At 42.2% G+C, this 25,882-nt stretch carries 27 protein-coding genes and 2 pseudogenes; 16 read left to right on the plus strand and 13 right to left on the minus strand.

The window, feature by feature from the left end; genetic code table 11:
• Positions 1-24: 24 nt before the first annotated feature.
• Both V7K50_RS18245 and V7K50_RS18250 read right to left on the minus strand, forming a co-directional pair.
• On the minus strand, positions 25-759 hold the full coding sequence (locus V7K50_RS18245) for a TenA family transcriptional regulator (protein ID WP_334962411.1): 735 nt from the start codon (positions 757-759) through the stop codon (positions 25-27).
• Positions 756-1,526, minus strand: coding sequence for a class I SAM-dependent methyltransferase (locus V7K50_RS18250; protein ID WP_334962413.1), 771 nt, complete (start codon positions 1,524-1,526; stop codon positions 756-758). The genes V7K50_RS18245 and V7K50_RS18250 overlap by 4 nt, the downstream gene beginning before the upstream one ends.
• A gap of 433 nt (positions 1,527-1,959) precedes the next feature.
• Here V7K50_RS18250 and V7K50_RS18255 point away from each other — a divergent pair, with 433 nt between their 5' ends.
• Positions 1,960-3,048, plus strand: a complete 1,089-nt coding sequence (locus V7K50_RS18255) for a hypothetical protein (RefSeq protein ID WP_334962415.1) — start codon at positions 1,960-1,962, stop codon at positions 3,046-3,048.
• Between the two features lie 80 nt (positions 3,049-3,128).
• Here V7K50_RS18255 and V7K50_RS18260 read toward each other — a convergent pair whose 3' ends face one another.
• The 4 genes and pseudogenes from V7K50_RS18260 to V7K50_RS18275 form a co-directional block, all read right to left on the minus strand.
• Positions 3,129-3,335 carry a phycobilisome linker polypeptide gene (locus V7K50_RS18260; protein WP_196521311.1) on the minus strand — a complete coding sequence of 69 codons (207 nt, stop codon included), beginning with the start codon at positions 3,333-3,335 and terminating at the stop codon, positions 3,129-3,131.
• Between the two features lie 222 nt (positions 3,336-3,557).
• Positions 3,558-4,046 carry an allophycocyanin subunit beta gene (gene apcB, locus V7K50_RS18265; protein ID WP_069068902.1) on the minus strand — a complete coding sequence of 163 codons (489 nt, stop codon included), beginning with the start codon at positions 4,044-4,046 and terminating at the stop codon, positions 3,558-3,560.
• Positions 4,047-4,111: 65 nt separating this feature from the next.
• Positions 4,112-4,600 carry an allophycocyanin subunit alpha gene (apcA, locus tag V7K50_RS18270; RefSeq protein WP_094341663.1) on the minus strand — a complete coding sequence of 163 codons (489 nt, stop codon included), beginning with the start codon at positions 4,598-4,600 and terminating at the stop codon, positions 4,112-4,114.
• A gap of 403 nt (positions 4,601-5,003) precedes the next feature.
• Positions 5,004-8,276: pseudogene (locus V7K50_RS18275) on the minus strand (phycobilisome rod-core linker polypeptide); the annotation flags it as partial.
• Between the two features lie 553 nt (positions 8,277-8,829).
• Between V7K50_RS18275 and V7K50_RS18280 the strand changes: the two are divergent.
• Positions 8,830-9,360, plus strand: a complete 531-nt coding sequence (locus V7K50_RS18280) for a hypothetical protein (RefSeq protein WP_334962417.1) — start codon at positions 8,830-8,832, stop codon at positions 9,358-9,360.
• 124 nt (positions 9,361-9,484) lie between these two features.
• On the opposite strand, the gene V7K50_RS18285 is transcribed toward V7K50_RS18280, so the two are convergent.
• A complete protein-coding gene (locus V7K50_RS18285) occupies positions 9,485-10,249 on the minus strand; it encodes a 2-phosphosulfolactate phosphatase (RefSeq protein ID WP_334962419.1) in 765 nt (254 codons plus the stop codon).
• Positions 10,250-10,350: 101 nt separating this feature from the next.
• Between V7K50_RS18285 and V7K50_RS18290 the strand changes: the two genes are divergently transcribed.
• The 4 genes from V7K50_RS18290 to V7K50_RS18305 all read left to right on the plus strand — a co-directional run bounded on the left by V7K50_RS18290 (position 10,351) and on the right by V7K50_RS18305 (position 12,015).
• Entirely contained in the window at positions 10,351-10,587 is a 237-nt protein-coding gene (locus V7K50_RS18290) for a hypothetical protein (protein WP_334962421.1), read from the plus strand.
• Between the two features lie 134 nt (positions 10,588-10,721).
• A complete protein-coding gene (locus tag V7K50_RS18295) occupies positions 10,722-10,973 on the plus strand; it encodes a type II toxin-antitoxin system VapC family toxin (RefSeq protein ID WP_334962423.1) in 252 nt (83 codons plus the stop codon).
• Between the two features lie 257 nt (positions 10,974-11,230).
• A complete protein-coding gene (locus V7K50_RS18300) occupies positions 11,231-11,581 on the plus strand; it encodes a type II toxin-antitoxin system HicB family antitoxin (protein ID WP_334962425.1) in 351 nt (116 codons plus the stop codon).
• Positions 11,582-11,589: 8 nt separating this feature from the next.
• Positions 11,590-12,015, plus strand: coding sequence for a type II toxin-antitoxin system VapC family toxin (locus V7K50_RS18305; RefSeq protein WP_334962427.1), 426 nt, complete (start codon positions 11,590-11,592; stop codon positions 12,013-12,015).
• A gap of 79 nt (positions 12,016-12,094) precedes the next feature.
• Here the strand turns inward: V7K50_RS18305 and V7K50_RS18310 are convergent, their stop codons facing one another.
• The 6 genes from V7K50_RS18310 to V7K50_RS18335 form a co-directional block, all read right to left on the minus strand.
• The gene (locus V7K50_RS18310) at positions 12,095-12,538 is read right to left on the minus strand and encodes an Imm30 family immunity protein (protein WP_334962429.1); all 444 of its coding nucleotides are present in this window, start codon (positions 12,536-12,538) and stop codon (positions 12,095-12,097) included.
• Between the two features lie 5 nt (positions 12,539-12,543).
• The gene (locus V7K50_RS18315; protein WP_334962431.1) at positions 12,544-12,825 is read right to left on the minus strand and encodes a hypothetical protein; all 282 of its coding nucleotides are present in this window, start codon (positions 12,823-12,825) and stop codon (positions 12,544-12,546) included.
• Between the two features lie 146 nt (positions 12,826-12,971).
• Entirely contained in the window at positions 12,972-13,166 is a 195-nt protein-coding gene (locus tag V7K50_RS18320) for a barstar family protein (RefSeq protein ID WP_334962432.1), read from the minus strand.
• A gap of 31 nt (positions 13,167-13,197) precedes the next feature.
• On the minus strand, positions 13,198-15,474 hold the full coding sequence (locus V7K50_RS18325) for a protein kinase domain-containing protein (protein WP_334962434.1): 2,277 nt from the start codon (positions 15,472-15,474) through the stop codon (positions 13,198-13,200).
• Positions 15,475-15,480: 6 nt separating this feature from the next.
• The gene (locus tag V7K50_RS18330; RefSeq protein WP_334962436.1) at positions 15,481-16,257 is read right to left on the minus strand and encodes a PP2C family serine/threonine-protein phosphatase; all 777 of its coding nucleotides are present in this window, start codon (positions 16,255-16,257) and stop codon (positions 15,481-15,483) included.
• Between the two features lie 10 nt (positions 16,258-16,267).
• Complete coding sequence (locus V7K50_RS18335) at positions 16,268-16,927, minus strand: vWA domain-containing protein (RefSeq protein WP_334962438.1); 660 nt, start codon at positions 16,925-16,927, stop codon at positions 16,268-16,270.
• A gap of 163 nt (positions 16,928-17,090) precedes the next feature.
• On the opposite strand from V7K50_RS18335, the pseudogene V7K50_RS18340 reads away from it, so the two are divergent.
• From V7K50_RS18340 to V7K50_RS18385, 10 genes and pseudogenes are all read left to right on the plus strand, one after another.
• Positions 17,091-17,420 (plus strand): annotated as a pseudogene (locus V7K50_RS18340) (XisI protein).
• Positions 17,421-17,492: 72 nt separating this feature from the next.
• Positions 17,493-18,674, plus strand: coding sequence for a class I SAM-dependent methyltransferase (locus V7K50_RS18345; RefSeq protein ID WP_334962596.1), 1,182 nt, complete (start codon positions 17,493-17,495; stop codon positions 18,672-18,674).
• A 655-nt stretch (positions 18,675-19,329) separates the two neighbouring features.
• Positions 19,330-19,770 carry an ATP synthase subunit I gene (locus tag V7K50_RS18350; RefSeq protein WP_334709486.1) on the plus strand — a complete coding sequence of 147 codons (441 nt, stop codon included), beginning with the start codon at positions 19,330-19,332 and terminating at the stop codon, positions 19,768-19,770.
• A 60-nt stretch (positions 19,771-19,830) separates the two neighbouring features.
• Entirely contained in the window at positions 19,831-20,592 is a 762-nt protein-coding gene (atpB, locus tag V7K50_RS18355; RefSeq protein WP_334962442.1) for a F0F1 ATP synthase subunit A, read from the plus strand.
• Positions 20,593-20,739: 147 nt separating this feature from the next.
• A complete protein-coding gene (gene atpE, locus V7K50_RS18360) occupies positions 20,740-20,985 on the plus strand; it encodes an ATP synthase F0 subunit C (RefSeq protein WP_013192016.1) in 246 nt (81 codons plus the stop codon).
• 314 nt (positions 20,986-21,299) lie between these two features.
• On the plus strand, positions 21,300-21,731 hold the full coding sequence (locus tag V7K50_RS18365; RefSeq protein ID WP_334962444.1) for a F0F1 ATP synthase subunit B': 432 nt from the start codon (positions 21,300-21,302) through the stop codon (positions 21,729-21,731).
• Between the two features lie 235 nt (positions 21,732-21,966).
• Complete coding sequence (locus tag V7K50_RS18370; RefSeq protein ID WP_334962446.1) at positions 21,967-22,539, plus strand: F0F1 ATP synthase subunit B; 573 nt, start codon at positions 21,967-21,969, stop codon at positions 22,537-22,539.
• Positions 22,536-23,090, plus strand: coding sequence for an ATP synthase F1 subunit delta (atpH, locus tag V7K50_RS18375; protein WP_334962447.1), 555 nt, complete (start codon positions 22,536-22,538; stop codon positions 23,088-23,090). Before V7K50_RS18370 ends, atpH begins: the two co-directional genes overlap by 4 nt.
• Positions 23,091-23,273: 183 nt before the next feature.
• Entirely contained in the window at positions 23,274-24,794 is a 1,521-nt protein-coding gene (gene atpA / locus V7K50_RS18380; protein WP_334962449.1) for a F0F1 ATP synthase subunit alpha, read from the plus strand.
• Between the two features lie 96 nt (positions 24,795-24,890).
• Positions 24,891-25,838 (plus strand): F0F1 ATP synthase subunit gamma, encoded by a 948-nt coding sequence (locus V7K50_RS18385; protein ID WP_334962451.1) that lies wholly within the window; start codon positions 24,891-24,893, stop codon positions 25,836-25,838.
• Positions 25,839-25,882 lie beyond the last annotated feature (44 nt).

Genomic DNA, 25,882 nt, shown 5'->3' on the forward strand with positions numbered 1-25,882 from the left:
CATCAATTTAAGCTTGAAAAACTACTACAGCGATGCATCAAAAATCAGCCATGCATCAGGATACAAGCTATATTTAGAGACTTGACGCTGAATTCCGTTAAAAAATTGGACACGGGCATCCATAGCTTCTGTAATAGCCAGCTTTATCTTGACATCCTCTTCATTGGTGGTAATTTGAGGTTCAATCACTGCTGCTAGCTTCGCTGCATGACTATCATCCACATCAATATGGACTTCAAAAAAGATCAGGGATTCTTTGGGTAAGGGAGCAGCACCAACAATTCCTTTGTATAGTTGCGTGTACAGGGAATTAACAATCCCTTCGGAAGCATAACAGACGGCACCCAGTGCAGCTAAATAGCCGTACTTATGTGGCATCTGCAAGTAGGTTTCAATCAGGGCGAGAGTTTCAGGTGCAGTGGGTAGTGCTATCAGACTTTCGTCGTCGATACCAAGTGCGCGGGTAAATTGACGAAACAATTCTGGGTGGGACTGAGTTATATCTCCCTGTCCCATTTCGTCAAATAGGTTTTCCAAAATGACTAACTGACTACTTTCATCTTGGCAGCAAGACAAAATGCTAGCCAAGATCCGATTAAATTCTTTGGAGAATTTGTACATTTGAACAGCTAGTACCTGTATGTCTGGTAAAAATAAATTTCCAGCCCGACAGCGAGTTAAGAACTCATGATTCCATAGAGGATGATTAACTGTTATTTCACGGAAGGAATTTCTAACTAAAGAAGATGTCTGTGTCATCGTGATATTTGTAGGGCTAGGTGGAGGGGTTGGTCAACTAAAGGGCTAAAAAATGATTCATCTATTGCGATATGTTCTGGAGTCACACGCAATTCTTGTAAAGTTGGCATCGTATTGAAGCCAGCCATTTTCAGAGCATTAAAGTAATCCTCAAGAGTTTTGTGAATCAATTGGACATTTAGCCAAGAACCATCTCGTTTCCAAATACGACCAGGAAACTGCTGATCTCGCTTGCTGAAGTAGCCTGCACCCTCGACTTGAAAATAAAACGGATATGCCGCCTCCCGCATATACGGGAAAGATGGATGGGGAACGCTGAATATAAATCGACCGCCTGGACGAAGAATGCGTGCAACTTCTGCCATACATTCTTGGGTTTGAGCAATTGTCAAATAGTTAAATAGAAATACTGCAACAACTAGGTCAATTTCCCCATCATCAAACTGCTTAAGATTGGTAGCACATCCTACTTCATAGCTAATACCCAACGCATCTTCTACTTCTTGCAACTTTGCTGCTGCAATCATGCCTTGGGAAAGGTCTATTCCATGTACTTGTGCAGCACCACGTCGGCGTAATTCTCGACTGCAATAACCTTCTCCACAACCTATATCAAGTACTCGCAACCCAGCAACAGGCTCACAAAGCTCTAGTACAAAAGGGCGGGCTGTAAAGTCTGACAGGGAAGTAGGTTCTCCTCTAATCCACTCTGATGCTGTGCGATTATATAAGTTTTTAGTTGAGTTTTCGTGATTCACATTTGACATCTATTAGTATTGTTTTATACTTGTTTTATGATTAGTTAATTTAGTCTCATCGGACTAAAATCCTGAACATCTATAATTTAATAATGAATCTGTTTTATTGATAAGGTTGATCTTACTGATTTTCCTTTGCTTGTCGATTTTGTGTTTAAAACTAGCCTTTTCAAAAGAGTAGCTACCCTGAAATTGTCATCTTGTTAATTTCTTTAAATAGAAACAGCTAAATTAGATTTAACTTCATGAACTTGGGTTATTACTTAGTTAATAGTAGCTTCACATATAGATAGTTCGATTTTTAAGCTGGAACTTCATCTATGCTTTACTAACAAAGTTAAAATTGACTCTTTTAATCAAGATAAGTAAGAGAAATAAAACAGTATATTTTACGAAGTATAAAAAGAAGAATATTGTTAATTTTGTAATAGCCAGATTGGTTTTGAAAACGAACTGGCTTTGGATGCATGAATTATTTAGCCAATTTAGAATGATGTTGGAAGAAATGATGTTAGAAGAACTCTTAGCGGAATCACCAGTGCGCGATCGCTTACAATATGAACGTGCGATGTCTACGACGGACTACGCCTACGCATTTTCTCAACTTGGCGATCGGCTCTTTGACGAGCTTGCTGAGAAAATTGCTACAAAGCGACAATACCGACTACTGTTTGAACACACATTAAAGCCTGAGTTATTCCAGCAAATCCGAATTGCTGCTGCGGGTTATATTTCAGCGTGTCTGAATAGTCCCATCATTCTTTCGGAAGCTGAAATGCTTGAACGACTACTAGAAGGAAGAAGTACTTTGCCCAACTATACCGGCACTGGTCTTTTAATGCCCAAGCGAGAACACATTCTGGCATTTAACCTCTTTCAAAAGAGCGTCGCAGAGGCTTTCTACCAACTAGGAGCAAATGACCTGATTGATGCAGTGGATTTACCAGTCAATCTTCGCATGGTCTACGGCAAGACTGATGCCAAGAAATTGGGTTTGCCCTTCGCTAGCTCAAAGTGCCATAGCGATGTCTGGGCAGGTGTGGCTGCTGATGCAACTGTAGTGGTTCTGCCATTATTTGGCGACATCGATAATATAACCATCGAAGCAGGTGAAATGCCCCGCGAAATGGAACTACAATCCATGCAGGTGATGTCAGACTTTGATGAAGGTCGGGATATTCCGATGGTTGTCTCCTACACAGAAGCACAACTACAACACGGGACAATGTATTTTAATGATGCCCGTGGATTGCATCAAACAGTAAGAAGGAAAACTGAAGGTCTGAGAATTTCAGTAGATTTCCGATTCCGCAGAAAATTCAATGAAGCTTACCGAGCGATGGTAGCACCTAATATTGGTGGTATTGAAGAAGATATGAGCATCCCTTATGAAGACTGGCTGAAGGTTGGTAAGGAAACGCTAATTGTATTTGATGAAACTGTTGAACAGGCTAAGAATAGACACAATCCTGACGCTCCAGTTCCACTTTACACTCGTGGGTATCGCCTTTTAAATATGTTTAACTGTTGATTTGCAAAAATCCGAGCCACAAAAAAGAGGTCTTTCTCGACCTCTTACCAATTTCCTAAAATAATGTTCTATTTACAGAATTACGACAAGCCAGTATTAGCGCCTTGCTTACCAGTTGCCAGTTCCACCTTAATGATTTTGCCACCTGCTTTTTGAATACGTTGCTGTTCGCGGAACCAATTCTCATAGGGAACTAGCTTAGTAAAGTATGTATTTTGCAGTTCGCGTTGGGTACGAATTCGGCTTTGGCTGGGAACTAGAGCAGTAATTTTAAACAAACGGGACATATTTTGAAAATCTCCTGTATATTTTGTGAAAACTTTTTTATCTCAAAATCTTGAGTGCAAATCTTTTAATCATTCAAAGGCTGGAAATCAAACATCAATACTAGACCACTAACACTCATCACTGATAATTTACCGAGATAAGCAATATACCGTTCTAGCACTCACGGCTGATTTCCAGACCTTAATAAAGCCGCACCTAAATTCTTAAGCGCAAACTAATTCTTAGCTTAAGCCAGAGGAGATATAGTCTAAGTAAACGCCCATTTCCTTACCAGCGTCAGAACCAACCAAACTAGCGGTTACTTCCTTGATTGCTTGGATAGCTTGCACGGTAGCACCAACGGGAACTCCTAAAGAGTTGTAGGTTTCCTTCAAGCCATTCAATACACGCTCATCCAAAATGGAAGGGTCGCCAGCTAACATAGCGTAGGTGGCATAGCGGAGGTAGTAGTCCAAATCGCGGATGCAAGCAGCATAGCGGCGAGTGGTGTACATATTGCCGCCGGGACGGGTGATGTCAGAGTATAGCAAAGATTTTGCTACAGCTTCTTTAACGATCGCAGCAGCGTTAGCGCTGATGGTGCTAGCAGCACGTACCCGTAGTTCGCCAGTGGCAAAATAGCCTTTTAGCTTTTCTAAAGCAGAAGAGTCAAGGTATTTACCTTGAACGTCTGCGGAGTTAATGACAGCGGTAATTGCGTCTTGAGCCATGTTGTTAATTCCTTATTTCCAACCGTATTGCAATACTTCTGTTTAAGTAGGTAAACAGCTTTACCCTATCCTAGAAGAGCGCCAACTAGGTAGTCGAAGTAGCTACCAGCTTCACTAGCATCATCACCAGACAGCAATGTACCAGCTACATTCTTCAGCCCACGGATACCTTCAGCAACACCATCGATAGGAGTTCCCAAGGACTTGTACAGTTCACGGGCACCGATAACACCGATTTCTTCGATGGGGGTAACATCACCAGCAACGATACCGTAGGTAACGAGGCGGAGGTAGTAATCTAGGTCACGCAGACAAGTAGCAGTCAATTCTTGACCGTAAGCGTTCCCACCAGGAGACACAACATCAGGGCGCTTTTGGAACAGTTGATCGCCAGCTTGCTTAACAAGGCGTTCACGATTTTCTGACAGAATTTGAGCAATCCGCACACGGCGCTCACCACTTGCAACGAAGGATTTGATCCGATCTAACTCACCAGGGCTGAGATAGCGGGCTTCTGCATCAGCATTCACGATAGCTTTCGTGACGATACTCATTAATGGATTCCTCCAATACGAATGAAACCAGGATTTGATTAAACTGGCGCGACTTTAAATTTGGTTTACTGAGTTTTTTCTCGTTCTTTTAAACACAACAGTTTTACAACTGCTACGGCTAATAAATTACGAGTTCGCTTGAGTCCACATAAGTACACAAGCTTTTAAACTCAGTTACCTTCCGCAAAACATTTTCCGGCATTCTGTTGAGCATTTATGACTGCTCTTAATACTTTGTAATATTGCTTTTCAGAATTCACTGTTTTAGCTGCAATCTGAGAGCGGTATTACGAAAGGTTACGAAGGGGACAGGGGAAGGGTTACAGGGTACAGGGAAATGGAAATAATCTATTCCCTATTCCCTATTCCCTACTCCCTAATCAACCGCTACACTGCTGAGTTAGTTACCTGCTAGAGATGGGAAGCGGTTGTAAGGCACAACATCTTCACCAAAGTAGCGGCTATATTCTTGGCTCTCGACTATCGCTTCTACAGCAGCCGACAAACCACTATCAGCTAGCAGCTTGTTATACTGGCGAATTTCTTCCTGATCTGCGGCTGTACGCCCCAAGAGGTGACGGAAGAGGAACTCAATCACCTTGGCATGAGGATAAGGTGATAAGAAGCGCTGGCGATAGATTTCGGAACTGGCTAGTTCACGCACAAACTCGCGGACGGAAATTTCACCATTCTGGAGTTTGCCCTCTAGATCAGTACGGCGGAAATTATCAGGCACTTCAGCGCTAAATACATCCAACACTTGACGGTAAATGCCGTTGATTGCCTGTTGTTTTTCGGCTTGGTTGGTGCTTTCCGTTAGACGGTAAATGCGTGCATTTTTACGCACACCCTGTTCTATGGATTGTCCGCTACCATCGTTGTAGGAACGACCCAGTTCAGCAAATGAGGGCTTACCGTTTGTATGCGCGGCTATATCTGCGATCGCCTGGGCTAAAAGCGGAGTAGTAGTCGATCCGACGCGCGGCTGTACTGGCTTAAAGCTAGGTACAACTACATCATCGTTTTGCTTGGTAAGCTGGTTGTACAACTTCTCTGTATTCGGGAAGTTTGCCGCCGGGAGGGTTGGGAAGCGACGGTAAGGCACTGTATCTTCACCAAACACCTGGTTATATTCCACACTATCTACCAAAGCACCAATAAAGGCACGAATACCTTGAGTAGCCAAAATCTGGTTATACTTGCGGATTTCTGCTTGGTCTAGTGGCGCACGTCCCAGGAAGTGTTTAGTTCCTAACTCAATTACCTTGGTGTTGGGGTAAGGTGTGTAGAACTCTTTCAGGTAGAGGTTAGAGTAACCCAAACCTTCAATAAATTCCTTCACGCTAATTTCGCCATTCCCCAGCTTGCTTTCCCACGCCGTAAATTCGTTTTTGGCGATGTAGGGTGCAATATCCCGCTCAAATATCTGACGATACGCAGCACTGATCAAAGTTTGCACTGCAACTTTATCACTGGTATTCGCCACCAATTTGAAGATTTTGGTTTGTTCGCGTTGCTTGGTGACACCTTGGTTAATGCGGAACTGAATATCTGGTTCTGACCGATTTTCTGTCACTGTACCCAGTGTTACAAAGCTCGGCGTTACTTCCTTCTGAATTTTCGCCGCAACATCTTCACGAATGCTACCAACGCGCAATTGTCGCCCTGATACACCACCAGGAGTCAGATAACGTTCGTAAGGAATTGTATCTTCACCAAATGCTTCGCTGTATTCTACGCTGTTAATAATGGCATCAACTACCGCGTAAAAGCCCTGTTTAGCCGCGATGTCAAAGTATTTGTTGATTTCTTGACGGCCATAAGTTGGACGACCCAACAAACGGCGGTGAATATACTCGATCGCTTTACAAACATAGAGCGATGACCAGTACAGATTGCGGAATACATCCGACTTAGCCAAAGCACGGATAAACTCCCGTACCGAGATGTCGCCGTTTTCCAGCTTGATTTCCAATACCTTCGGGCGCTGACCTTCGTATAAATCACGACCGAAAACTTGCAGGTAAGCAGCTTTAATCAGTGCTTGCGTCGAGCTTTCGGAGTATCTGACGCTAGAATTTTTGGCAGCCTTTTTACCTCTAGTACCAGGCAGTTGGTCTAATTTGAACACCTTAGGCCCAAGGGTACCAGGAGCTTCACCCCGCGCTTTGGGATTGCTATTTTGGTTATTAATCCCTGCCCCTTGGTGAATCAGGATACGTTTGGTATCCTTGCCAAAAGGAGCCGGACGGGTGCTGGGGTTGCGAGTTTCTTTCGGGAAAATCGCCCCAAACTGAATTTCTAAGGGGTCATTGCCAGAACCGTAGGGATGTTGATCTGGTAACGGTTGCTCGTAAGCCGCAAATGTGGTAATGAACTGAGGTATTTTGCGGAAAGGCGCACTGTAGTTAAACAGGTCTTGCTGCGGCCCCCAGTTGCGACATTCTTGGGCTTCTTGACCCAGACCCCGGAGGTAGGGTACTGTTTCTTCACCAAAATAGTCGCCGTATTCAGCAGAATCGACTAAGGCATCTACCAAGGCTGGTAGACCACCGTTAGAAATAATCGAAAAGTATTTTTGTACTTCTTCGCGGCTACTTGGCCCCCGTCCTAAAATGTGACGGAAAGCTAGTTCGATGACTCGGCTGTTAATAAAAGGCTGATAAAACTGTTTTTGGTAAAGGGGAGATTTAGCTAGACGACGGACAAACTCTTTCACAGAGATGTCGCCATTCTTGACTTTGGATTCTAGGTCAGATATGGATAAGCTATAAGCACGGGTAATGTCGCGCTCAAAGATTTGCCGATATGCGGCCTTGATTACCTCATTTTTTTCGCTAGCTGATAACCCAGTCTTCAAGACGAACTTGGGACGACGTTCTGCTGCATTAAAGTAAATTTGCGGCAGTTGCAACCCTTGCTGGTCGCTAGAGGGGCGTTGGCGAACTTTATTTGAAGGTGTGGCTGCTTTGAATTCTGTTAACAAAACATCCATGTACTGAGACACAATTTCTGTAGCCTCAGCATCGTTGCGGAAAAATGAAAGTGACCCGGCTTTGATTTCCTGCAAAGCTACTAGCGTTGCTTCACCAGAGCAGGCATTTTCAATTATTTCCCGCAAACCCCTTGTATTCACCGCTATGATGTTGGGGTCACCAGCAACGATCGCATAAGTAGCGTAGCGCAAGAACCAGGATAAATCCCGCAAGCTCTTGGCCATGTTGCTTGGGCCATAACGAGCAATGTTAATTGGTCTAAAACCTGCGGGTGTTGGGCCGCTGGGGGATGAGTTAAAAATTGAGCGTAAATTTTCTAGGAACCCGCCACGACTTTCAACGTAGGTTACAGTTCCTAACTGCATCCCTTGTTGAACATTAGCACCACCGCCAGCAGTTACTAATTCTGCTTCTCTGGGCTTTTCTAAAAAAGCCATTGGCGAACCACCGACAAAAATCCGGTTGGCAGCACGAGATACGATAATCTCGGCATTGTCCGTCAGCGTCTGGGAAATTTCTAGACGCTTTGCACCAGATGCAAAATAGCTTGCCAGTTCACTTAGTTCACCATTTCCCAAAAAGCGGTCTTGTTGCTCCGCTTGGGTAATTGTCGCTACCGTTAGGGTTTGATATAGTTGCGGACGCGCAACCGAGCTTCCACCACTCGCCTTAACACTCATCGGATTTGTAAAACTCCCATCATAAGCGTTTATGTGTTAAGTCTGGATCGTTTTGAGGCTTGACACATCGCTGCGTCTATGCTTTATGAGCTTGAGAGTATTGCCTGCAAAACTGCCAGTAAATTAACCCAGTTAGCTTTTAGATTAGAACGTTTTGCGTTCTCAAGGCTGGTTTATTAAGAAGTATGTAGAACCTATATCTTGAATGCCTCTAGTCTTAAAAGTGCATACCCCAGTTTGGCTGAGATAATATCTAAGTTTTGTAACTAAGTAGAAGTTGGGAACTGTGTGCCGATTGATTTTTTATTTAAACGCATAGGCGTTTCGCCTTCCCGTAGGGTAGGGGCGCAGAGGTAAGCGCAGAGGCATGCAGAGAATTCGCTACGAATTAATAAAGTTTTGTACTTAGTCACTGGACAGTGGTTATTAGTCGATGTTAAGTTATTTTTGCTACTGATTATTCATACTTACATCTGACACCGTACCGGAAGTAATTCTTAATTTATGGTGGTTTAATCTGTAACTATCAGCATTTATATATAGGGTAAATACTATGCACAAGAGTTGTAAATTTAACTATTTATTCAATGTTACTTTGTCTGCGATCGCAATTATTTTAGCTGTTACTCCGGCAAATGCGCTTCCAGAACAAAACATCAGCGCCGTTGCGAAGTGGGCAAAGACCAGACCTTTACTACCAACACTGAGATACAACAGCGAAGCCCACGGCTACGAGGGTACAAAGGGAAATTTATACTTTTATGCTGATGTCACTTCTCAAAATGGGACAGTGACTAAAGAAGGCATAACCATTAGTGGTGATAAACGCCTCAAATTCACCACAAAAAATGCCAATGCAGTGAAATTGTTACAAAATATTTATAATTCTAATATTGGCAATGATTTCCAGAAGTCTCGATATGTCACAAAAGTTGGGCGTGACCAATTTTATCGCGGACAAAAGTTTGCTTACATCGCTGCTGAGGTGCAGGGTGGTTCATCATTGCAGATAATTCCCTTGAATAAGTTGCAAGAGTTTATAGATAATGCCAAATATTGCCAAACTAATCAGTGCGACGTTTAATTAGGGATTTCCAAGAAATAAATTATCCAAATAAACGAACCACAGAGACGCAGAGAACACAGAGAGAGGAGAAATAGAGAGGATTTTTGTGTCAGTTTTGGAATATTTTTTATTTGGAAGTCTCTTAAGCCTGTAGCCTATAATTTACATAAGCATTATCAGTAAAGAAAGGCACACAATCACTAACGTTGTAGGCGGCGGCCAGTTCAACATCTGATTCAAAACCTCTCTCAATCAACTCTTTACCCGAACTGCATTTTTTTAAGTACCCCAATAAGTCTTGCTGGAAAGCCTGAAATGTTGCCACAGCCACTTCAGCTTCTGGTGATAGACTGCCATGTAAATAACTGAGAATTGCCCCAGCACCAATTAAATCTTCAAATGCAGGGCGGAGGCTACCATCTTCTTTCCACCTCTCACCGGCAGGAATCACAGCGATTTTATCACCATACTTTTGAGCAAACTGGGCCACAGCTTGGCAATTTCGCAAGCAACCAGCCAAAGTTGGTATATTCCCAGTATGTAAAGTCAGAAAAGAGCCATTAGGTGATGGTAAAACTAATCTAGTTCCAGCAGGAATCTGAGTCACCGATTTTGGCGAGAGAGAATATCCACTTATTGTCCAATGTTGTCTATGACTTGCCAGTTCTGCTCGCACTGATTTGGCATAATCTATGACAGATTCATCTCTCATTGCGTAGGGAAAAATTATCGCGCCGTTGTTGGTGGCGATTTCTACGCAGGTAGAAAAAGAGAGAATGTCAACTATCACAACTACATCACTGATGGGAGCGAGTTGAGCAACTCCCTGTAGACCCCACTCACAGCGTAAATCAAACTCTGATTGGTTGTAAATCATTGGTGCGATCGCAAAAGACAATACGATCAAAATCAAACCACAAATTAACCAAGTCAGCGATCTTAATTTGTCTGAAGGCTAAATTGACCTAAATGTTATAATTAATATCAAATTTGAAAGATCAAAATATTATGAATTTAGCTGTAAAAAGTACCTCTATAACAACTGCACCCAAGTTAACTTATGATGTGCTGATTGAAAATCAACAAGATGGCGAAGTTAGTGCGACAGTACTAGGCTTACCAGATTTTAAAGCCTCTGGTGTAACTAAAGAAAAAGCACTAGAGAAACTAATCCAACTTTTACAAGAGCGAGAACCAGAAATAGTGACTTTGGAAATTGAACCTCCCCAAACCGAACATCCTTGAATAAAATTTGCGGGGATGTTCAAGGATGATCCGCAATTTGACGAGATGCTGGCATATATAGAAGCTGATCGCCGTGAACTTGACGCACAAATGGAGGAATATTATCAGCGACTTGATGCGGAGAATGAAACTAAGTGACTTTATGGATACTTGATACGGATCACGTCTCACTTTTTCAACAGTTGAATCCAGTTATCACACAGCGTATTAATGCAGTCAATTCTGAAGACATTGCCATAACGATAATTACAGTTGAAGAACAACTGCGTGGTAGGTTTAATGTAATCAGAAAGGCTTCCTCATCTGATGTATTGCTATTAGCTTACGCAAAGCTACAGGCTACTTTAGAGTTTTTCAAAAATGTGCGTTGGCAAAGCCCACCGTAGGTATCGCTAGCATTTGACGAGTATGCTATTAATTGTTACGAAGACTTAATTCGTCAAAGAATCCGCATTGGTACTCAGGATTTACGCATTGCGGCAATTACGCTGTCGGTGAATGGTATTTTAGTAACCCGCAACCGGAAGGATTTTGAGAAAGTTCCTAATTTGCGTTTAGAAGATTGGACTATATCTTAATTTTTTTGAAGCCTAAATTGACCTAGATGTTATAATCAATATAAAAATTGAAATATCCAAATATTATGAATTTAGCTGTAAAAACTTATCCTAATAATACTGCACCTAAGTTAAATTATGATGTGCTAATTGAAAATCAACCAGATGGTACAGTGAAAGCAACATTGCTAGGTTTACCAGACTGTCAAGGTTTAGGAAATACAGAAGCGGAAGCGATAGAAAAACTTAGTCAAAGTTTGCAACATCGTTTAGAATCTGCCAAGATAGTCACTTTAGCAATTGAAGTACCCCAAGTAGTAGAAAACCCTTGGTTGAAAATAGCTGGTAAATATAAAGATGATTCGCAATTTGATCAGATGCTCGAATATATAGAAGAATATCGGCGCGAATTAGATGAAAAAAGAGAGTTAAGGTAAATTTAGATGTGAATAATTTAAGAATACTAGATACGGATCACCTATCTTTGATCCAAAGGGGTAATCCATCTATTAGGAAGCGATTAAATACATTTAATCCTCAAGATATTGCCATAACTATTGTGACAGCTAGTGAACAAATACGTGGAAGAATGAATACTATTAATAGGGCTGATTCATCAGGTGAATTAGTCTTAGCTTATGCTAGATTACAAGATACATTAGAAGATTTAAATAGTATTAGTGTGCTGGAATTTAGTGAAGACGCTGGCAACATTTATGCTGAATTAGTTAGGCAGAAAATTCGCGTTGGCACTCAAGATTTACGCATTGCAGCAATTACGCTGTCAGTAAATGGTATTTTAGTAACCCGCAACCGGAAGGATTTTGAGAAAGTTCCTAATTTGCGTTTAGAAGATTGGACTATATCTTAAAATTGATAGACTAAAAAACTGCGTTATCTAGTAATCCTCAGAATTTAATCTGAGCTTAAACGCCAAAGTAGTTTAATATTTATTGAGTTATTCTGGACAAACTTTCTTTAATTTTTAATTTATTTACAATACTTTCTTCTAAGAGATGATAGAGAAAATGAGGTGTGTTCAAATTAGCTGAGTGTAAAATCTCTTGATAAACTTGGCAAGCTGAATCATCATTTAAAATCCTGTCATGAATGATTTTTGTCCATTCAGGTGCATTGATCATTAATTGGGGTACGACTTTAATAAAAGCCGTAATTTGTTCTTCTAGATCAAAAGATTCGAGAAAATGAATTAAGCTGAACATCACTTCTGGCTGTTGACATTGATCATCTAAAACAAGATGATATGCAGATAAATTTTGCTCATCAGGATTATCAGCTATTTCAGCTAAAGCATTTTCAAAGTCGGTAACTTGCTGTTGAGTTTGCATCAAGCGATTTTCTCTTAAAATTGCCAATAAATTGTTTTGATTCATGGGTTTCAACCTATTTTATCAAAAATACCTTGCCAAGTTAGTCTATTCAGGTTAATTAAACCTTGCAAATTTTTCCTGATTTCTCTATTGTACAAACCTTGACGAAGATAAATAGAACGCACATCCCAAACTTCTTGGGCTAATGTTTCTCTTGTTGATAAGCTTAAATTAGGAGATTTACCGTAAGAAATTGTTTGCCGATGACGACCTCCTTTTCCTGGTGATAAATGTTCCATCATAATGGCAATTCCTTTATTTGTAGTATAAACAGGAACTTTAGCTTTCATAAAAGCATCCGCAGGTATATGATGAGGTGTAAGGTTATCCCCTCTACGTCCTAGTTTAAGTAAGTCCCCATAAGTACCTATACTGCCCTCTCTGGAAATTAGTTGACGTTGATTATTAATAATGTTTTACTCCATATTGGCTATTTCTATATCACGTATCTCTCAGCCAGACACCATGTTAAATCAGTGATACATTCATCAAAAGCATCCCAGTTAGCACTAAAGTATGTAGGAAATTCCATTACTTTAGCAGCTTTACTTAAAAATATTTCTTTGCTATTAATTTTTTTGCCATCAAGATAAAAAACTTTAGTTCCTGGTTCTGCGGCTATTTGTTCCACTGCTTCACGTATGTCTCTGTAATGCTTATATTTACAATTGCCGAGTTGAATTGAACCAAACCCAAGCAGCCACCCCTCCTGCAATCCACCCCGCTACTCCAAGATTCCCTGCAATCCCAGCCATCAATAAAATACAGAAGGCTAAGCTACTCCCAACAACCAACAATACAAGTTCAGAATTTGAAGTAGTTGTAGTTGTAGTTGCGGGTGTTGTAGGTGGTTGGGTTATTATAGGTTGAATATAAGGTGTAGAAACTGCTGGTTGAGGAACGTTAGATTTAGTTGGCTTAATCGGTGATGAAGTAACTGTATTGCTTGATGATGCAAGCTGCCAAATATTGATAGTATTGTCGTCACTCCCACTGGCAAGGATTTTGCCATCTGGACTGAAAGCTACGGAAGTAATATAGGAGGAATGCCCCTTAAGGGTGTATATTTCTCTCGCTGTGCTTACATCCCATAGTTTAATCTCACCAAAACTGCCACTGGCAAGGGTTTTGGCATCTGGGCTGAAGGCAACCGAAGTAACCAAATAGGAATGCGCTTGGAGAGTGCAGATTTGTCCTCCTGTGGTGACATCCCACAGTTTGATAGTCTTGTCATAACTAGCACTGGCAAGGGTTCTGCCATCTGGACTGAAGGCAACCGACCAAACCCAGTTGGAATGACCTTGGAGAGTGCGGATTTGCCCTCCTGTTTTGACATCCCACAGTTTGATAGTGTTGTCATAACTACCACTAGCAAGGGTTTTGCCATCTGAACTGAAGACAACCGAATGAACCCACTCTAAATGCCCTTGCAGAGTGCGGATTTGCCCTCCTGTGGTGACATCCCACAGTTTGATAGTCTTGTTATTACTTCCACTGGCAAGGATTTTGCCATCTGGGCTATATGCTACGGAATTAACCCACTCGGAATGCCCTTGGACAGTGTGGATTTGCCTTCCTGTGGTGACATCCCACAATTTGATAGTCTTGTCATAACTCCCACTGGCAATGATTCTGCCATCTGGACTGAAGGCAACCGAATGAACCAAGTCGGGATGCGTCTGGATAGTGCGGATTTGCCTTCCTGCTGTTACATCCCACAGTTTGATAGTCTTGTCATGACTCCCACTAGCAATCATTCTGCCATCTGGACTGAAGGCAACCGAATAAACAGAGCTGGAATGCCCTTGGAAGGTATAGATTTGCCTTGCTATTGCGACATTTTCTATAATTTTATCTGCGGTAAAAGCTTTAGGTTGTGATGTTGATTCAGCAAAATCAGCTTGTTTTGGTCTAGCAAAGCCAGGAAAGATATCAATACCAAGTTTTGTAGAACGATCGCACCAATAACACTTACCATAAGTTCGGCTGTAGTAGTGGCTGTCTACCTTTTGACAGATAGTTAACTCATTAACAGCAAGTCTGAGCGCCTTTACCCAATCTCCAGCAGTTGGGCGCAAGTTAGGATTTTTATAACCATCATTAAAGCATTTGAGAAAACATCGTTGAATCTCTGGGTGAACAACCTCAAGAGGAATTGTCCTTTCTACAGGTTGAATCAAGCTGTTTGGTGCATACAGCCATAAACCCCGGCGGATAAGTTCATTAGTTTCTCGAGTTTCCCCCGCACCTATCCACTTTCCTGCAAAAGGAGTTTGACCACCAAACAACAACTGATAGATAATTACTGCTAACCGGAAGCGATCGTGTATTTCCGTTTGATCGATGCTAGAAAAATCTTTATCAATCAGTTCCGGTGGTGTAAAGCCCTCTGAACCAACTAGACAACGATAAACCTTATTATTTTTCGGATTCCGAACCTGAAAAGAATCAGTATCAATAATAGAAGGTAAGGCGCGATCGTTTACAAGAATATTTTGCGGCTTAATGTCACCCAAAACATAGCCAGAAATGTGAATTGCTTCAATAATTGAGGCGATATTCAGCGCCGTTGTCTGGAAAAAACGCCAATCAACATCAAGTTTCAAATCCTTACGACGCTTGGGGTTGTATATATCAATAAGTTCTTTTCCTTCCTTAATTTCCGGCATCAAAAAGCCCACACAGTTACCCTGAGCATCTTTCAGTACCGACTTAGGCCAAGCAAAAGAAATATGATTGAGGTGAGAGTTTGGCTCTTTCGGTCGGTGCGCTATCATCACCGCCAATTTTTGCACACGCTCAGGAGTTTGGTCGTGGTAAATTTTCGCTAAGTAACCATTGCGATTAGTTCGCCAAACCTTACCTTCACCACTATCAGCTATCCGTTCACCCAGCAGAGTAATCGATTGACCCGTACTGGCACAGGTGAAAACTGTCATTGAATTTTACTCTCTATCAAACAAGCACAAAAGTAAGGTTTTATCATCATCAGTGCGAGAGTTTAGCCGTTCAGAGTTAAGAAATTCCATCAGATATTTATCTTCATCCTCTGGATTAATAGGTTCGTGCAAGTATTCCTCCAAAGGTTTAAAGAAAGGCGAGAAGGGTTTCCAGTCGCTCAAACGAATTGCTACTTTTTCCAGTCCATCAGTGGAAGCGCAAATAAACTCTTGTTTTTCGCTAATGACCTTTACCTGCATTTCTTTTAGTGCATTTGTTGAGGTAATAAAAGTTGTTTCATTAGCAAACTCACCTTTATCGGGCTGAAACAACAGTTGATATTCTGACTCTTGGGAACGCATTACAATAAATCCATCACCGATTTGCATAGCTGCAATGCAGTCAGGAGTTGCCAGGAAAACCAATAACGTACAAGCTAAATCATTGATAGAATAATCTTTTTCATCTGCTTGCTTCTGTAATTCTGTAATAACTTGGTTCACAATCTTAGCAAACACTTTCTGAGCTTCTTCTTTGGAAAGTGGTTGAGAAAAAGCTTGTTTCTGAGGATATTCATTAATATCAGCAAAGCATTTGAGTACTGTTTCTACCGCCAACTTAGCACCAACATCAGAATGTTTAGCACTACCAGCACCATCAGCAACAGCACCTACAATCACATCGTCAAAGATGCGATAATAATTGCCATAATCTTGACAACCTATCTCCTGTTTTTGATGACCTGTTCCAATCTCGGAACGTGCAACAGCTTTCCAATTCACAAAATTTCCTCTAACTGGTAATTTGACCCCATCCCATAGACGGTAAAGCTACAGCTTGCCCCACTTTGCCACTAGAAACCCGTTTCATTGAAGCAGAAAGCCAGACAAACATCTCACGAAAATCTAAGCCCTTTAGCGTAACTGGTGGACGTTCAGGTGGAGAAATTTGTTTGAGGATATTCATATCAGCATCCTTTACACCAACCGCAAAAAATGATAGTCGGCTTTGTGCTTCTGCTTGTCTCAATCTTTGCGCGGCTGGCTGCCAGGAGTCAGTTGGCGTTCCGTCTGTAATCAAAAACACCCAAGGGCGATAATAGAGAATACCGTTGTCTTTATAAGTCTGTTTCCGGTTTTCTAGAAAATCCAAAGCATACTCAATCGCCGCACCCATTGGAGTAACACCACCTACTTCCAATGTAGGCGGTGTAAATTGGTCAATTGTTACAAAATCTTGCGTGAGTTTAACTATAGGGCCAAATGTGATCATGGCAACTTCCACACTCAGCGATGCTTGGGAATCTTTTTGTACATCTTCTTTGAAAGCAGCAAGTCCTCGATTTAACTCTTGGATAGGCTTACCTGTCATAGAACCAGAAGTATCGAGCAAGAGAATTACAGGGCAACGATTTTCTGGATTTTCAACAAATTCAGGCATTCCTACAGCCATTTAATGCTCCTGATTTAGTAAATTATTATACAGAATATATAATTAAATTTTATTAGCTAATAAATACTTAAACACTAGTGTTTTTACTGAAACAACTTCCCTACCTAAAATATATGGGCTGATGGCGATCGCAATTATCTATATACCTGAAAGACATTGTTTTATGGAAGGAATAAATTACTCTCAAATCATTCAAGATATTTTAAGTAACCATTCAGCTAATGACGTGGCTAATGGCACAGAGGTTTAATTGTTTTTTGACGCAGAACGCCATCATTATCAAGTCTTAAATATTGGCTGGAAAGAACAACGGAGAATTTATGGAGTCATCATTCATGTTGATATCAAAGACAACAAAATTTGGATACAAAGAGATGGTACAGAAATCGGTATCGCTAATGAATTAATCGCTGCTGGTGTACCTAAAGAAGATATTGTATTAGGATTTCACGCTCCTTATAAACGCGAATTTACTGACTTTGCTGTTGGATAAGTAGCAGGAAATAAGCAATAGTAATCTTTGCCACTATCCGCTAAACTCAGAAATGCTGCGTTATTCCTCATCATGTCCGATTCCCAAACTGTTAGTGCTGCTGTTGCCAAACTCTACAATACCTACCCCTTTCCGCCAGAAGCCTTGTTGGATGAACCACCTCCAGGCTATAACTGGCGCTGGAATTGGCTAGCCGCCCACAACTTCTGCACAGGTCAAAAACCCCAAAAGCAAGATATTCGGATTTTAGATGCAGGTTGCGGTACTGGTGTGGGTACAGAGTACCTAGTTCACCTCAATCCTCAAGCTTCTGTTGTGGGAATTGACCTCAGTACTGGCGCTTTAGCTGTAGCAAAAGAACGTTGTCAGCGTTCAGGGGCTAGCCGCGTTGAATTTCATCACCTCAGCTTGTTTGATGTGGAACAATTACCAGGTGAGTTTGATTTAATCAACTGTGTTGGTGTTTTGCATCATACCTCCGATCCAATTCGCGGTATTCAAGCTTTGGCGAAAAAGTTAGCCCCAGGCGGGTTAATGCACATTTTTGTGTACGGGGAGTTGGGACGCTGGGAAATTCAACTCATGCAAAAAGCGATCGCACTTATTCAAGGTGACAAAAAAGGCGACTACCGCGATGGTGTTCAAGTCGGGCGACAAATATTTGCTTCTCTACCAGAAAATAACCGAATTGTCAAATACGATAAACAACGTTGGTCACTAGAAAACAACAAGGATGAATACTTTGCTGATATGTACGTTCATCCTCAAGAAATTGACTACAACATTGAGACGCTGTTTGAATTAATTGATGCTTCGGGATTGGATTTTATTGGTTTCTCAAATCCGAGTTTTTGGGATTTAGAAAGACTTTTGGGTAAAGCACCAGAGTTAGTAGAACGGGCAAAAGAATTGAGCGATCGCCAGCTTTACCGCCTGATAGAATTACTTGATCCCGAAGTAACTCATTACGAGTTTTTCCTTGGTCGTCCTCCCCTTATCAAAGCTGATTGGACAGACGATAACACCCTACTAGCAGCGATTCCCGAACTTAATCCTTGTATTGAGGGATTTCCCAGTCAATGTTTTTTTAATTACGATTACCAAATTGTTAATTTATCAGTAGCAGAGTTTGAGTTTATGGAAAGATGTGATATTCATTCCACAGTTGCAGAAATTTTGGCAAGTGTAGAACTGGGATTGGATGAAGTAAGAAGCCTTGTGCAGCAACAGTTGATTTTGTTGACACCAGCTTAACTCTCGTCAGATTAAATTTGAAAACCTATTTTGATGTTAGTCCGCGCAGGTGGTCACTGAGCCTGTCGAAGTGCGGACTTTGCTTGTGTAGCCGCGATTTCTAATCGCCTGGATTATTCTCTGGATTTTGATACGGAGTTAATCAAATCAATTTATACTCGTGGTGATGAGCGATCGCCCATCACTACTTTTAGTAAATCTAATGTAAATTAGTAAAGTGCCCAAGAAACGCGTTATCGTACATCCAAAGAATTGGAGTTTTTGGGAATTCAGCAGTGGTGCAATGTCTAACGACGATCTGCTACTCTACAATTTCTGATTTGCAGTCCGCGTCTATGCTCCTCAAGCACCATTTGATTTCAAGCACCAAGATGCTGCTAGTTATACAAAAACCCTGGAGGACAATTATTATTCACCCAAAAAAAGCGAAATTGGAAGAAATTTTGAATTTCGCAGGCAGTAATTCTTGATAATTCTCCCCTTCACTTCCTCACCTCATCAGCCGCACTCTCACTAATCAGAGCGTGATTTACTGACTATCTAACGTTGCCAAGAAGTTAATTGTTTTTTCCTAAAGTATTGTTACCGGATCGTGATATGATTCATCTGACTGAATGTGCAGTCATCATATTTAACTGTACTGGTTTCAAGTCCCGTGAGCTTGTCTGACGAATCAATTGCGCCCACTCCGACAACGCAACAAGATGCTAAAACTGGTTCTGAAGACACAGAATCAGGTAACTCTATGCAAGAGTTCTATCAACTCTTCCAGCGATTATTGGTAATCACGCTTGTCTTGACGGGGGTTATTTTTATCTCTGTGTGGATTTTTTATTCCTTAAACATTGCCCTAAATTATTTAATTGGGGCGTGTACAGGTGTGGTTTACTTAAGAATGCTGGCTAAAGACGTTGAGCAACTCGGTAGTGAGAAAACCAGTCTGAGCAAAACTCGTTTTGCTCTGTTTATGGGAGTAATGATCGTGGCAACTCAATGGCGTGAGCTACAGATTCTACCCATATTTTTGGGGTTTCTAACTTACAAAGCCACCCTGCTCGTCTATATGGTGCAAATTGCGTTCATTCCTGATTCTTAAAAAGTCAGGCTCACAAACATAGTAATCCCATCCTCGCTCGTTGGGGAAAATGCTTGAAGAATGCAAATGCTTAGTGTCTTAAACGCCTTTAATTCTTTTCCCCTCGCCGAATTAGAAGTAGGTCAACATTTCTACTGGCAGTTGGGCAATCTTAAAATTCATGGGCAAGTTTTTCTCACCTCATGGTTTGTGATTAGCATTCTAGTAGTGGCTTCAATAGCAGCTACTCGCAATGCAAAAAGAATTCCTAGTGGCATCCAAAATTTAATGGAGTATGCCCTAGAATTTATTCGTGGTTTGGCGAAAGACCAACTCGGTGAGAAAGAGTACCGCCCTTGGGTGCCATTTATTGGCACATTGTTTCTGTTTATTTTCGTATCGAACTGGTCGGGTGCTTTAATTCCCTGGAAGCTCATCAAGCTACCTTCAGGTGAATTGGCAGCTCCCACCAATGACATCAATACGACTGTTGCATTGGCACTGCTGACCTCTTTAGCGTATTTTTACGCAGGTTTTAGCAAACGTGGTTTGGGCTACTTTAAGAAATATATCGAGCCGACACCCATTCTATTGCCGATCGCAATTCTCGAAGATTTCACCAAGCCCCTCTCCCTAAGCTTCCGGCTATTTGGTAATATTTTGGCGGATGAATTGGTTGTAGCGGTGCTGGTGCTGCTAGTTCCTCTATTTGTACCTCTGCCTGTAATGGCCTTGGGTTTATTTACCAGCGCCATTCAAGCCCTGGTTTTTGCCACCCTAGCCGGCGCTTACATTCATGAGGCCATAGCGGGACATGGTGAAGAAGAGCATGAGGAGCATTAAGCTTCTCAGTTGATAGCACAGTTCCAAGAGCATACTCGCTCAAAACATCGCAAAGCGCGATCGAAGAACCCAGTGCAGCGTGAAAAACACGTTCTAATCGTTAACGTAATGTCTGTTAGTTTTGTAATCAAAGCAAGGAAAATCAACATGGATCCATTAGTTCAGGCTGCTTCAGTTCTCGCTGCTGCTTTAGCGATTGGTTTAGCTGCAATTGGCCCTGGTATTGGTCAAGGTAATGCTGCTGGACAAGCAGTAGAAGGTATTGCTCGTCAACCTGAAGCAGAAGGAAAAATTCGCGGTACTCTGCTATTGACCTTGGCTTTCATGGAATCCTTGACTATCTATGGTCTAGTGATTGCTCTGGTATTGCTGTTTGCTAACCCCTTCGCCTAATAACTTAAAGTTTTTGTGACTGTGGAGACGTGAACCATCACGCCTCTACAATCGAAAATATTTTGGTTATCCGCTCTGATTGACTACCAATTTTAGATTTTAGACTTCGGCTACGCTCAGTCGAACGATTTTGGATTTTGGATTATCAAGAGTTTTGGATACATTGCCTAACCTTGTCTCCTGAACAAATCTAAAATCGCAAATCTAAAATTCAAAATCCCTTGACCCCTGTTGGCTCTGGGTCTCTAAAATATCAAAGGCTGGATGATTTTGCTAGCCATCTAAAACTGCTACTCCAGCCAAAGAGGAGAGAAATGTTTGATTTCGATGCTACCTTGCCCTTCATGGCATTGCAATTCCTGCTATTAGCAGCTTTGTTGAATGCAATTTTCTATAAGCCACTGACCAAGGTACTAGACGATCGCGATAATTATATCCGAACGAATACCCTTGAGTCGCGGGAGAGCTTGGCAAAAGCCGAGCGTTTAGCCGCCGAATATGAACAGCAACTCGCAGACGCTCGCAGACAATCGCAAGCGACTGTAGAAGCCGCTCAACTGGAGGCTAAGAAAATTACTGCTGAGAAAATCGCTGAGGCCCAAAAGGAAGCTCAGACTCAACGAGAACAAGCTGCTGTTGAAATAGAAAAACAAAAGCAGGAAGCTTTTCGCACTTTAGAGCAACAAGTTGATGCTCTCAGCAGGCAGATTCTAGAAAAACTATTGGGGCCAACTCCAGTTAGATAAGCTAACGAGACTGGTTCTATGAAAGCTACGCGCAACTGGGCCCTAGTCCAGAGCGCTTAATTTAAGTGTCAAATCAAGGCACTTTTTCCCTACGGGATAAAGATACTTTATTTACTACGGGAAAAGATACTTTATTTCCTTTCGGGAAAAAATACTTCATTTCCCAAAGGGGGAAGATACTTAATTTCCCAAAGGGAAAATACAACGTATTACCAAGCGAGCAGCGCACTTGTAAATGGGTATCATGGGCACATTCTTATTACTTGCCGCAGAAGCGAACGCTGTTGGGTCTGAATTGGCAGAAGGCGCAGCAGAAGGTGGTTTCGGTCTAAACCTAGACATTTTTGAAACCAACCTGATCAATCTAGCGATTCTGATTGGCATATTATTTTACTTCGGACGTAAAGTTTTAAGCAACATCCTGAACGAGCGACAATCCAATATTGCCACCGCAATTCAGGAAGCAGAAGGGCGCTTAAAAGAGGCAAAGGCTGCTTTATCTAAAGCCCAAGAGCAATTGAAGCAATCTCAGGCAGAAGCACAACGCATCCGCCAATCTGCTGAAGAAAACGCCCAAAAAGCGAAAGAAGCCTTGTTAGCGAAGGCAGTGCAAGACGTAGAACGCTTGAAACAAACAGCAGCAGCAGATTTAAATACTGAAACTGATCGAGCGATCGCTCAACTGCGGCAACGAGTTGCTACACTAGCATTACAAAAAGTCGAATCGCAACTTAAAGGCGGGATTGCCGACGATGCTCAACAAAGTTTAATTGACCGCAGCATCGCACAACTGGGAGGCAATGTATGACAAGTCAAGTAGCATCAGCCGAAGTAGCCCAACCTTACGCACAGGCACTTTTGTCAATAGCGCAATCAAAAAATTTGACAGAAGAATTCGGGACAGATGCGCGTACTTTCCTGGGACTGCTCAGGGCAGACAAACAGCTACATAACTTTTTCAGCAACCCGTTTATTCAGTCTGAGAACAAAAAAGCTCTCATCAAACAAATACTCGGTGAAGGCTCTAACCCCTACTTACGCAACTTTTTATTAGTGCTAGTAGACAAACGTCGCATTGCCTTCTTGGAATCGATTTTTGAACAATATCTGGCGCTGTTGCGGCAGCTGAATCAAACCGTATTAGCGGAAGTAATTTCAGCCGTTCCCCTCACAGAAGCTCAACAGCAGGCAATTATCCAAAAGGTCATCGCCATCTCCAATGCTCGCCAGGTAGAACTAGAAACCAAGGTAGACAGCGAGTTAATTGGTGGTGTGATCATTAAAGTAGGTTCGCAGGTAATTGACGCTAGTATCCGGGGTCAATTGCGCCGCCTTTCATTGCGCTTAACCAGTGGTTAGAAAGTTAGGAGTTAGAAGTTAGGAGTTAGAAATTAGAAGTTAGGAGTTAAGTAAATAGTAATTTATTTTGACTTTTAACTTGTAATTTTTGCATTTTTAACTCATCACTCTTAACTCATCACTCCTAACTCTTAACCCATAACTCTTGAATTTTTCCGTCTCGAAAGCAAAAAAGATAGACACATGAGCATATCAATTAGACCTGACGAAATTAGTAGCATTATCCAACAACAAATCGAGCAATACGATCAAGAGGTCAAAGTTGCTAATGTTGGTACTGTTCTGCAAGTTGGTGACGGTATTGCCCGGATTTATGGTCTGGAAAAGGCAATGTCTGGGGAACTCTTAGAATTTGAAGATGGCACAATTGGCATCGCCCAGAACTTAGAAGAAGACAACGTGGGCGCGGTGTTGATGGGTGAAGGGTTGGAAATTCAAGAAGGTAGCTCTGTAACCGCTACTGGTAAAATTGCCCAAGTACCCGTAGGAGAAGCCTTAATTGGAAGAGTTGTAAACGCTTTGGGTCTTCCCATCGATGGGAAGGGAGAAATCAAATCCTCAGAAAGCCGTTTGATTGAATCTCCAGCACCAGGTATCATTGCCCGTCGATCTGTACACGAACCCATGCAAACGGGTATCACAGCTATTGACTCAATGATTCCCATCGGTCGTGGTCAACGGGAATTGATTATCGGCGATCGCCAAACCGGTAAAACTGCGATCGCCATCGACACCATCATCAACCAAAAAGAAGAAGATGTAGTTTGTGTCTACGTTGCCATCGGTCAAAAGGCTTCTACCGTAGCTAACGTGGTGCAGACATTGCAAGAAAAAGGCGCGATGGATTACACCGTCGTTGTTTTTGCTAGTGCCAGTGAACCAGCAACTCTACAATACCTAGCTCCTTACACAGGTGCAACTATTGCTGAGTACTTTATGTACAAAGGCAAAGCTACCCTGGTAATTTACGACGATCTTTCCAAGCAAGCCCAAGCTTATCGCCAAATGTCCCTACTGCTACGTCGCCCACCCGGACGCGAAGCTTACCCCGGAGATGTATTCTACATCCACTCTCGTTTGCTAGAAAGAGCCGCAAAACTGAGTGACGAATTAGGTAAAGGCAGTATGACCGCCCTACCAATTATCGAAACTCAAGCTGGTGACGTTTCAGCATACATCCCTACCAACGTAATTTCTATTACCGATGGTCAGATATTCTTGTCTTCTGACTTATTTAACGCTGGTATCCGTCCGGCTGTAAACCCCGGTATTTCCGTATCCCGCGTGGGTTCTGCCGCTCAAACCAAGGCAATGAAAAAAGTTGCCGGTAAGATTAAATTGGAACTAGCCCAATTTGACGACTTGCAAGCCTTCGCTCAATTTGCTTCTGACTTAGATAAAGCCACTCAAGACCAGTTGGCACGGGGTCAACGGTTGCGCGAACTTCTCAAACAACCACAAAATTCGCCACTCTCGGTATACGAGCAAGTAGCAATTTTATACGCTGGTATTAATGGTTACTTAGATGACATCCCTGTAAATCAAATAACCACCTTCACCAAAGGTCTGCGGGACTACTTAAAGACTGGTAAAACCCAGTATGCCGAAGGAGTAAAAGCCTCCAAAGCACTAGGTGACGCAGAAGAAGCAGCCTTGAAGGAAGCGCTAACCGAATTCAAGAAGACCTTCAAAGCAACAGCGTAATTAAAGTGAGGAGTGAAGAGTTAAGAGTTAAAAGTTAATGAAATACTCCTAGCTCTTAACTCCTAACTCCAAACTCCTAACTCCTAACTCAACAATATGGCCAATCTAAAAGCAATACGCGATCGCATTCAGTCGGTCAAAAACACCAAAAAAATCACAGAAGCCATGCGTCTCGTAGCTGCGGCTAGAGTGCGACGGGCGCAAGAACAAGTACTAGCAACTCGCCCCTTTGCCGATCGCTTGGCACAAGTATTATATGGCTTGCAAAGCCGTCTGCGCTTTGAAGAAGCAAACCTACCACTACTGAAAAAACGCCAAGTTAAATCAGTTGGGTTGTTGGTTATTTCAGGCGATCGCGGTCTATGCGGCGGCTACAATAATAACGTTATCCGTCGTGCAGAAAACCGCGCCAAAGAAATCCAGGCAGAAGGTTTAGACTATCAATTTGTACTCGTCGGACGCAAAGCTACGCAGTACTTTCAACGCCGCAATCAGCCTATTGATGCTACCTATAGCGGCTTAGAGCAAATTCCCACCGCCGCCGAAGCCAATGATATTGCTGACCAACTACTTTCCTTATTCCTTTCGGAAAAAGTTGACCGCATCGAATTAATCTATACCAGATTCCTTTCCTTAGTTAGCTCTCGTCCTGTGGTGCAAACCCTACTTCCTCTGGATACTCAAGGTCTAGAAGCAGCCGATGATGAAATCTTCCGCTTGACAACCCGTGGCGGTAAATTTGAAGTCGAACGCGAGAAAGTAAGTAAGCAAGTCCGCACCTTGGCTCCTGACATGATTTTTGAGCAAGATCCAGTGCAGATTCTCGATTCTTTGTTACCCCTGTATCTGAGTAACCAGCTATTGCGGGCATTGCAAGAATCGGCAGCTAGTGAACTAGCAGCGCGGATGACAGCCATGAGTAATGCCAGTGAAAATGCAGGTGAACTGATTAACACTCTTACCCTGTCTTACAACAAAGCCCGACAAGCGGCAATTACCCAAGAACTCCTTGAGGTTGTTGGTGGTGCCGAAGCCCTAACCTAGAATTCAATTGCTAACTATTACTAATAGCTAATTGCTGGTAGATT

This window comes from Nostoc sp. (assembly GCF_036917135.1).
Lineage (GTDB): Bacteria > Cyanobacteriota > Cyanobacteriia > Cyanobacteriales > Nostocaceae > Nostoc.

What these genes read in the sequence shown, in the direction of transcription:
- V7K50_RS18245 (WP_334962411.1), bottom strand. Translation starts at nt 759, where the DNA reads ATGACACAGACATCTTCTTTAGTTAGAAATTCCTTCCGTGAAATAACA.
- V7K50_RS18250 (WP_334962413.1), bottom strand. Translation starts at nt 1,526, where the DNA reads ATGTCAAATGTGAATCACGAAAACTCAACTAAAAACTTATATAATCGC.
- V7K50_RS18260 (WP_196521311.1), bottom strand. Translation starts at nt 3,335, where the DNA reads ATGTCCCGTTTGTTTAAAATTACTGCTCTAGTTCCCAGCCAAAGCCGA.
- apcB (WP_069068902.1), bottom strand. Translation starts at nt 4,046, where the DNA reads ATGGCTCAAGACGCAATTACCGCTGTCATTAACTCCGCAGACGTTCAA.
- apcA (WP_094341663.1), bottom strand. Translation starts at nt 4,600, where the DNA reads ATGAGTATCGTCACGAAAGCTATCGTGAATGCTGATGCAGAAGCCCGC.
- V7K50_RS18280 (WP_334962417.1), top strand. Translation starts at nt 8,830, where the DNA reads ATGCACAAGAGTTGTAAATTTAACTATTTATTCAATGTTACTTTGTCT.
- V7K50_RS18290 (WP_334962421.1), top strand. Translation starts at nt 10,351, where the DNA reads ATGAATTTAGCTGTAAAAAGTACCTCTATAACAACTGCACCCAAGTTA.
- V7K50_RS18300 (WP_334962425.1), top strand. Translation starts at nt 11,231, where the DNA reads ATGAATTTAGCTGTAAAAACTTATCCTAATAATACTGCACCTAAGTTA.
- V7K50_RS18310 (WP_334962429.1), bottom strand. Translation starts at nt 12,538, where the DNA reads ATGAATCAAAACAATTTATTGGCAATTTTAAGAGAAAATCGCTTGATG.
- V7K50_RS18315 (WP_334962431.1), bottom strand. Translation starts at nt 12,825, where the DNA reads ATGAAAGCTAAAGTTCCTGTTTATACTACAAATAAAGGAATTGCCATT.
- V7K50_RS18325 (WP_334962434.1), bottom strand. Translation starts at nt 15,474, where the DNA reads ATGACAGTTTTCACCTGTGCCAGTACGGGTCAATCGATTACTCTGCTG.
- V7K50_RS18335 (WP_334962438.1), bottom strand. Translation starts at nt 16,927, where the DNA reads ATGGCTGTAGGAATGCCTGAATTTGTTGAAAATCCAGAAAATCGTTGC.
- V7K50_RS18345 (WP_334962596.1), top strand. Translation starts at nt 17,493, where the DNA reads ATGTCCGATTCCCAAACTGTTAGTGCTGCTGTTGCCAAACTCTACAAT.
- atpB (WP_334962442.1), top strand. Translation starts at nt 19,831, where the DNA reads ATGCAAATGCTTAGTGTCTTAAACGCCTTTAATTCTTTTCCCCTCGCC.
- atpE (WP_013192016.1), top strand. Translation starts at nt 20,740, where the DNA reads ATGGATCCATTAGTTCAGGCTGCTTCAGTTCTCGCTGCTGCTTTAGCG.
- V7K50_RS18365 (WP_334962444.1), top strand. Translation starts at nt 21,300, where the DNA reads ATGTTTGATTTCGATGCTACCTTGCCCTTCATGGCATTGCAATTCCTG.
- V7K50_RS18370 (WP_334962446.1), top strand. Translation starts at nt 21,967, where the DNA reads ATGGGTATCATGGGCACATTCTTATTACTTGCCGCAGAAGCGAACGCT.
- atpH (WP_334962447.1), top strand. Translation starts at nt 22,536, where the DNA reads ATGACAAGTCAAGTAGCATCAGCCGAAGTAGCCCAACCTTACGCACAG.
- atpA (WP_334962449.1), top strand. Translation starts at nt 23,274, where the DNA reads ATGAGCATATCAATTAGACCTGACGAAATTAGTAGCATTATCCAACAA.
- V7K50_RS18385 (WP_334962451.1), top strand. Translation starts at nt 24,891, where the DNA reads ATGGCCAATCTAAAAGCAATACGCGATCGCATTCAGTCGGTCAAAAAC.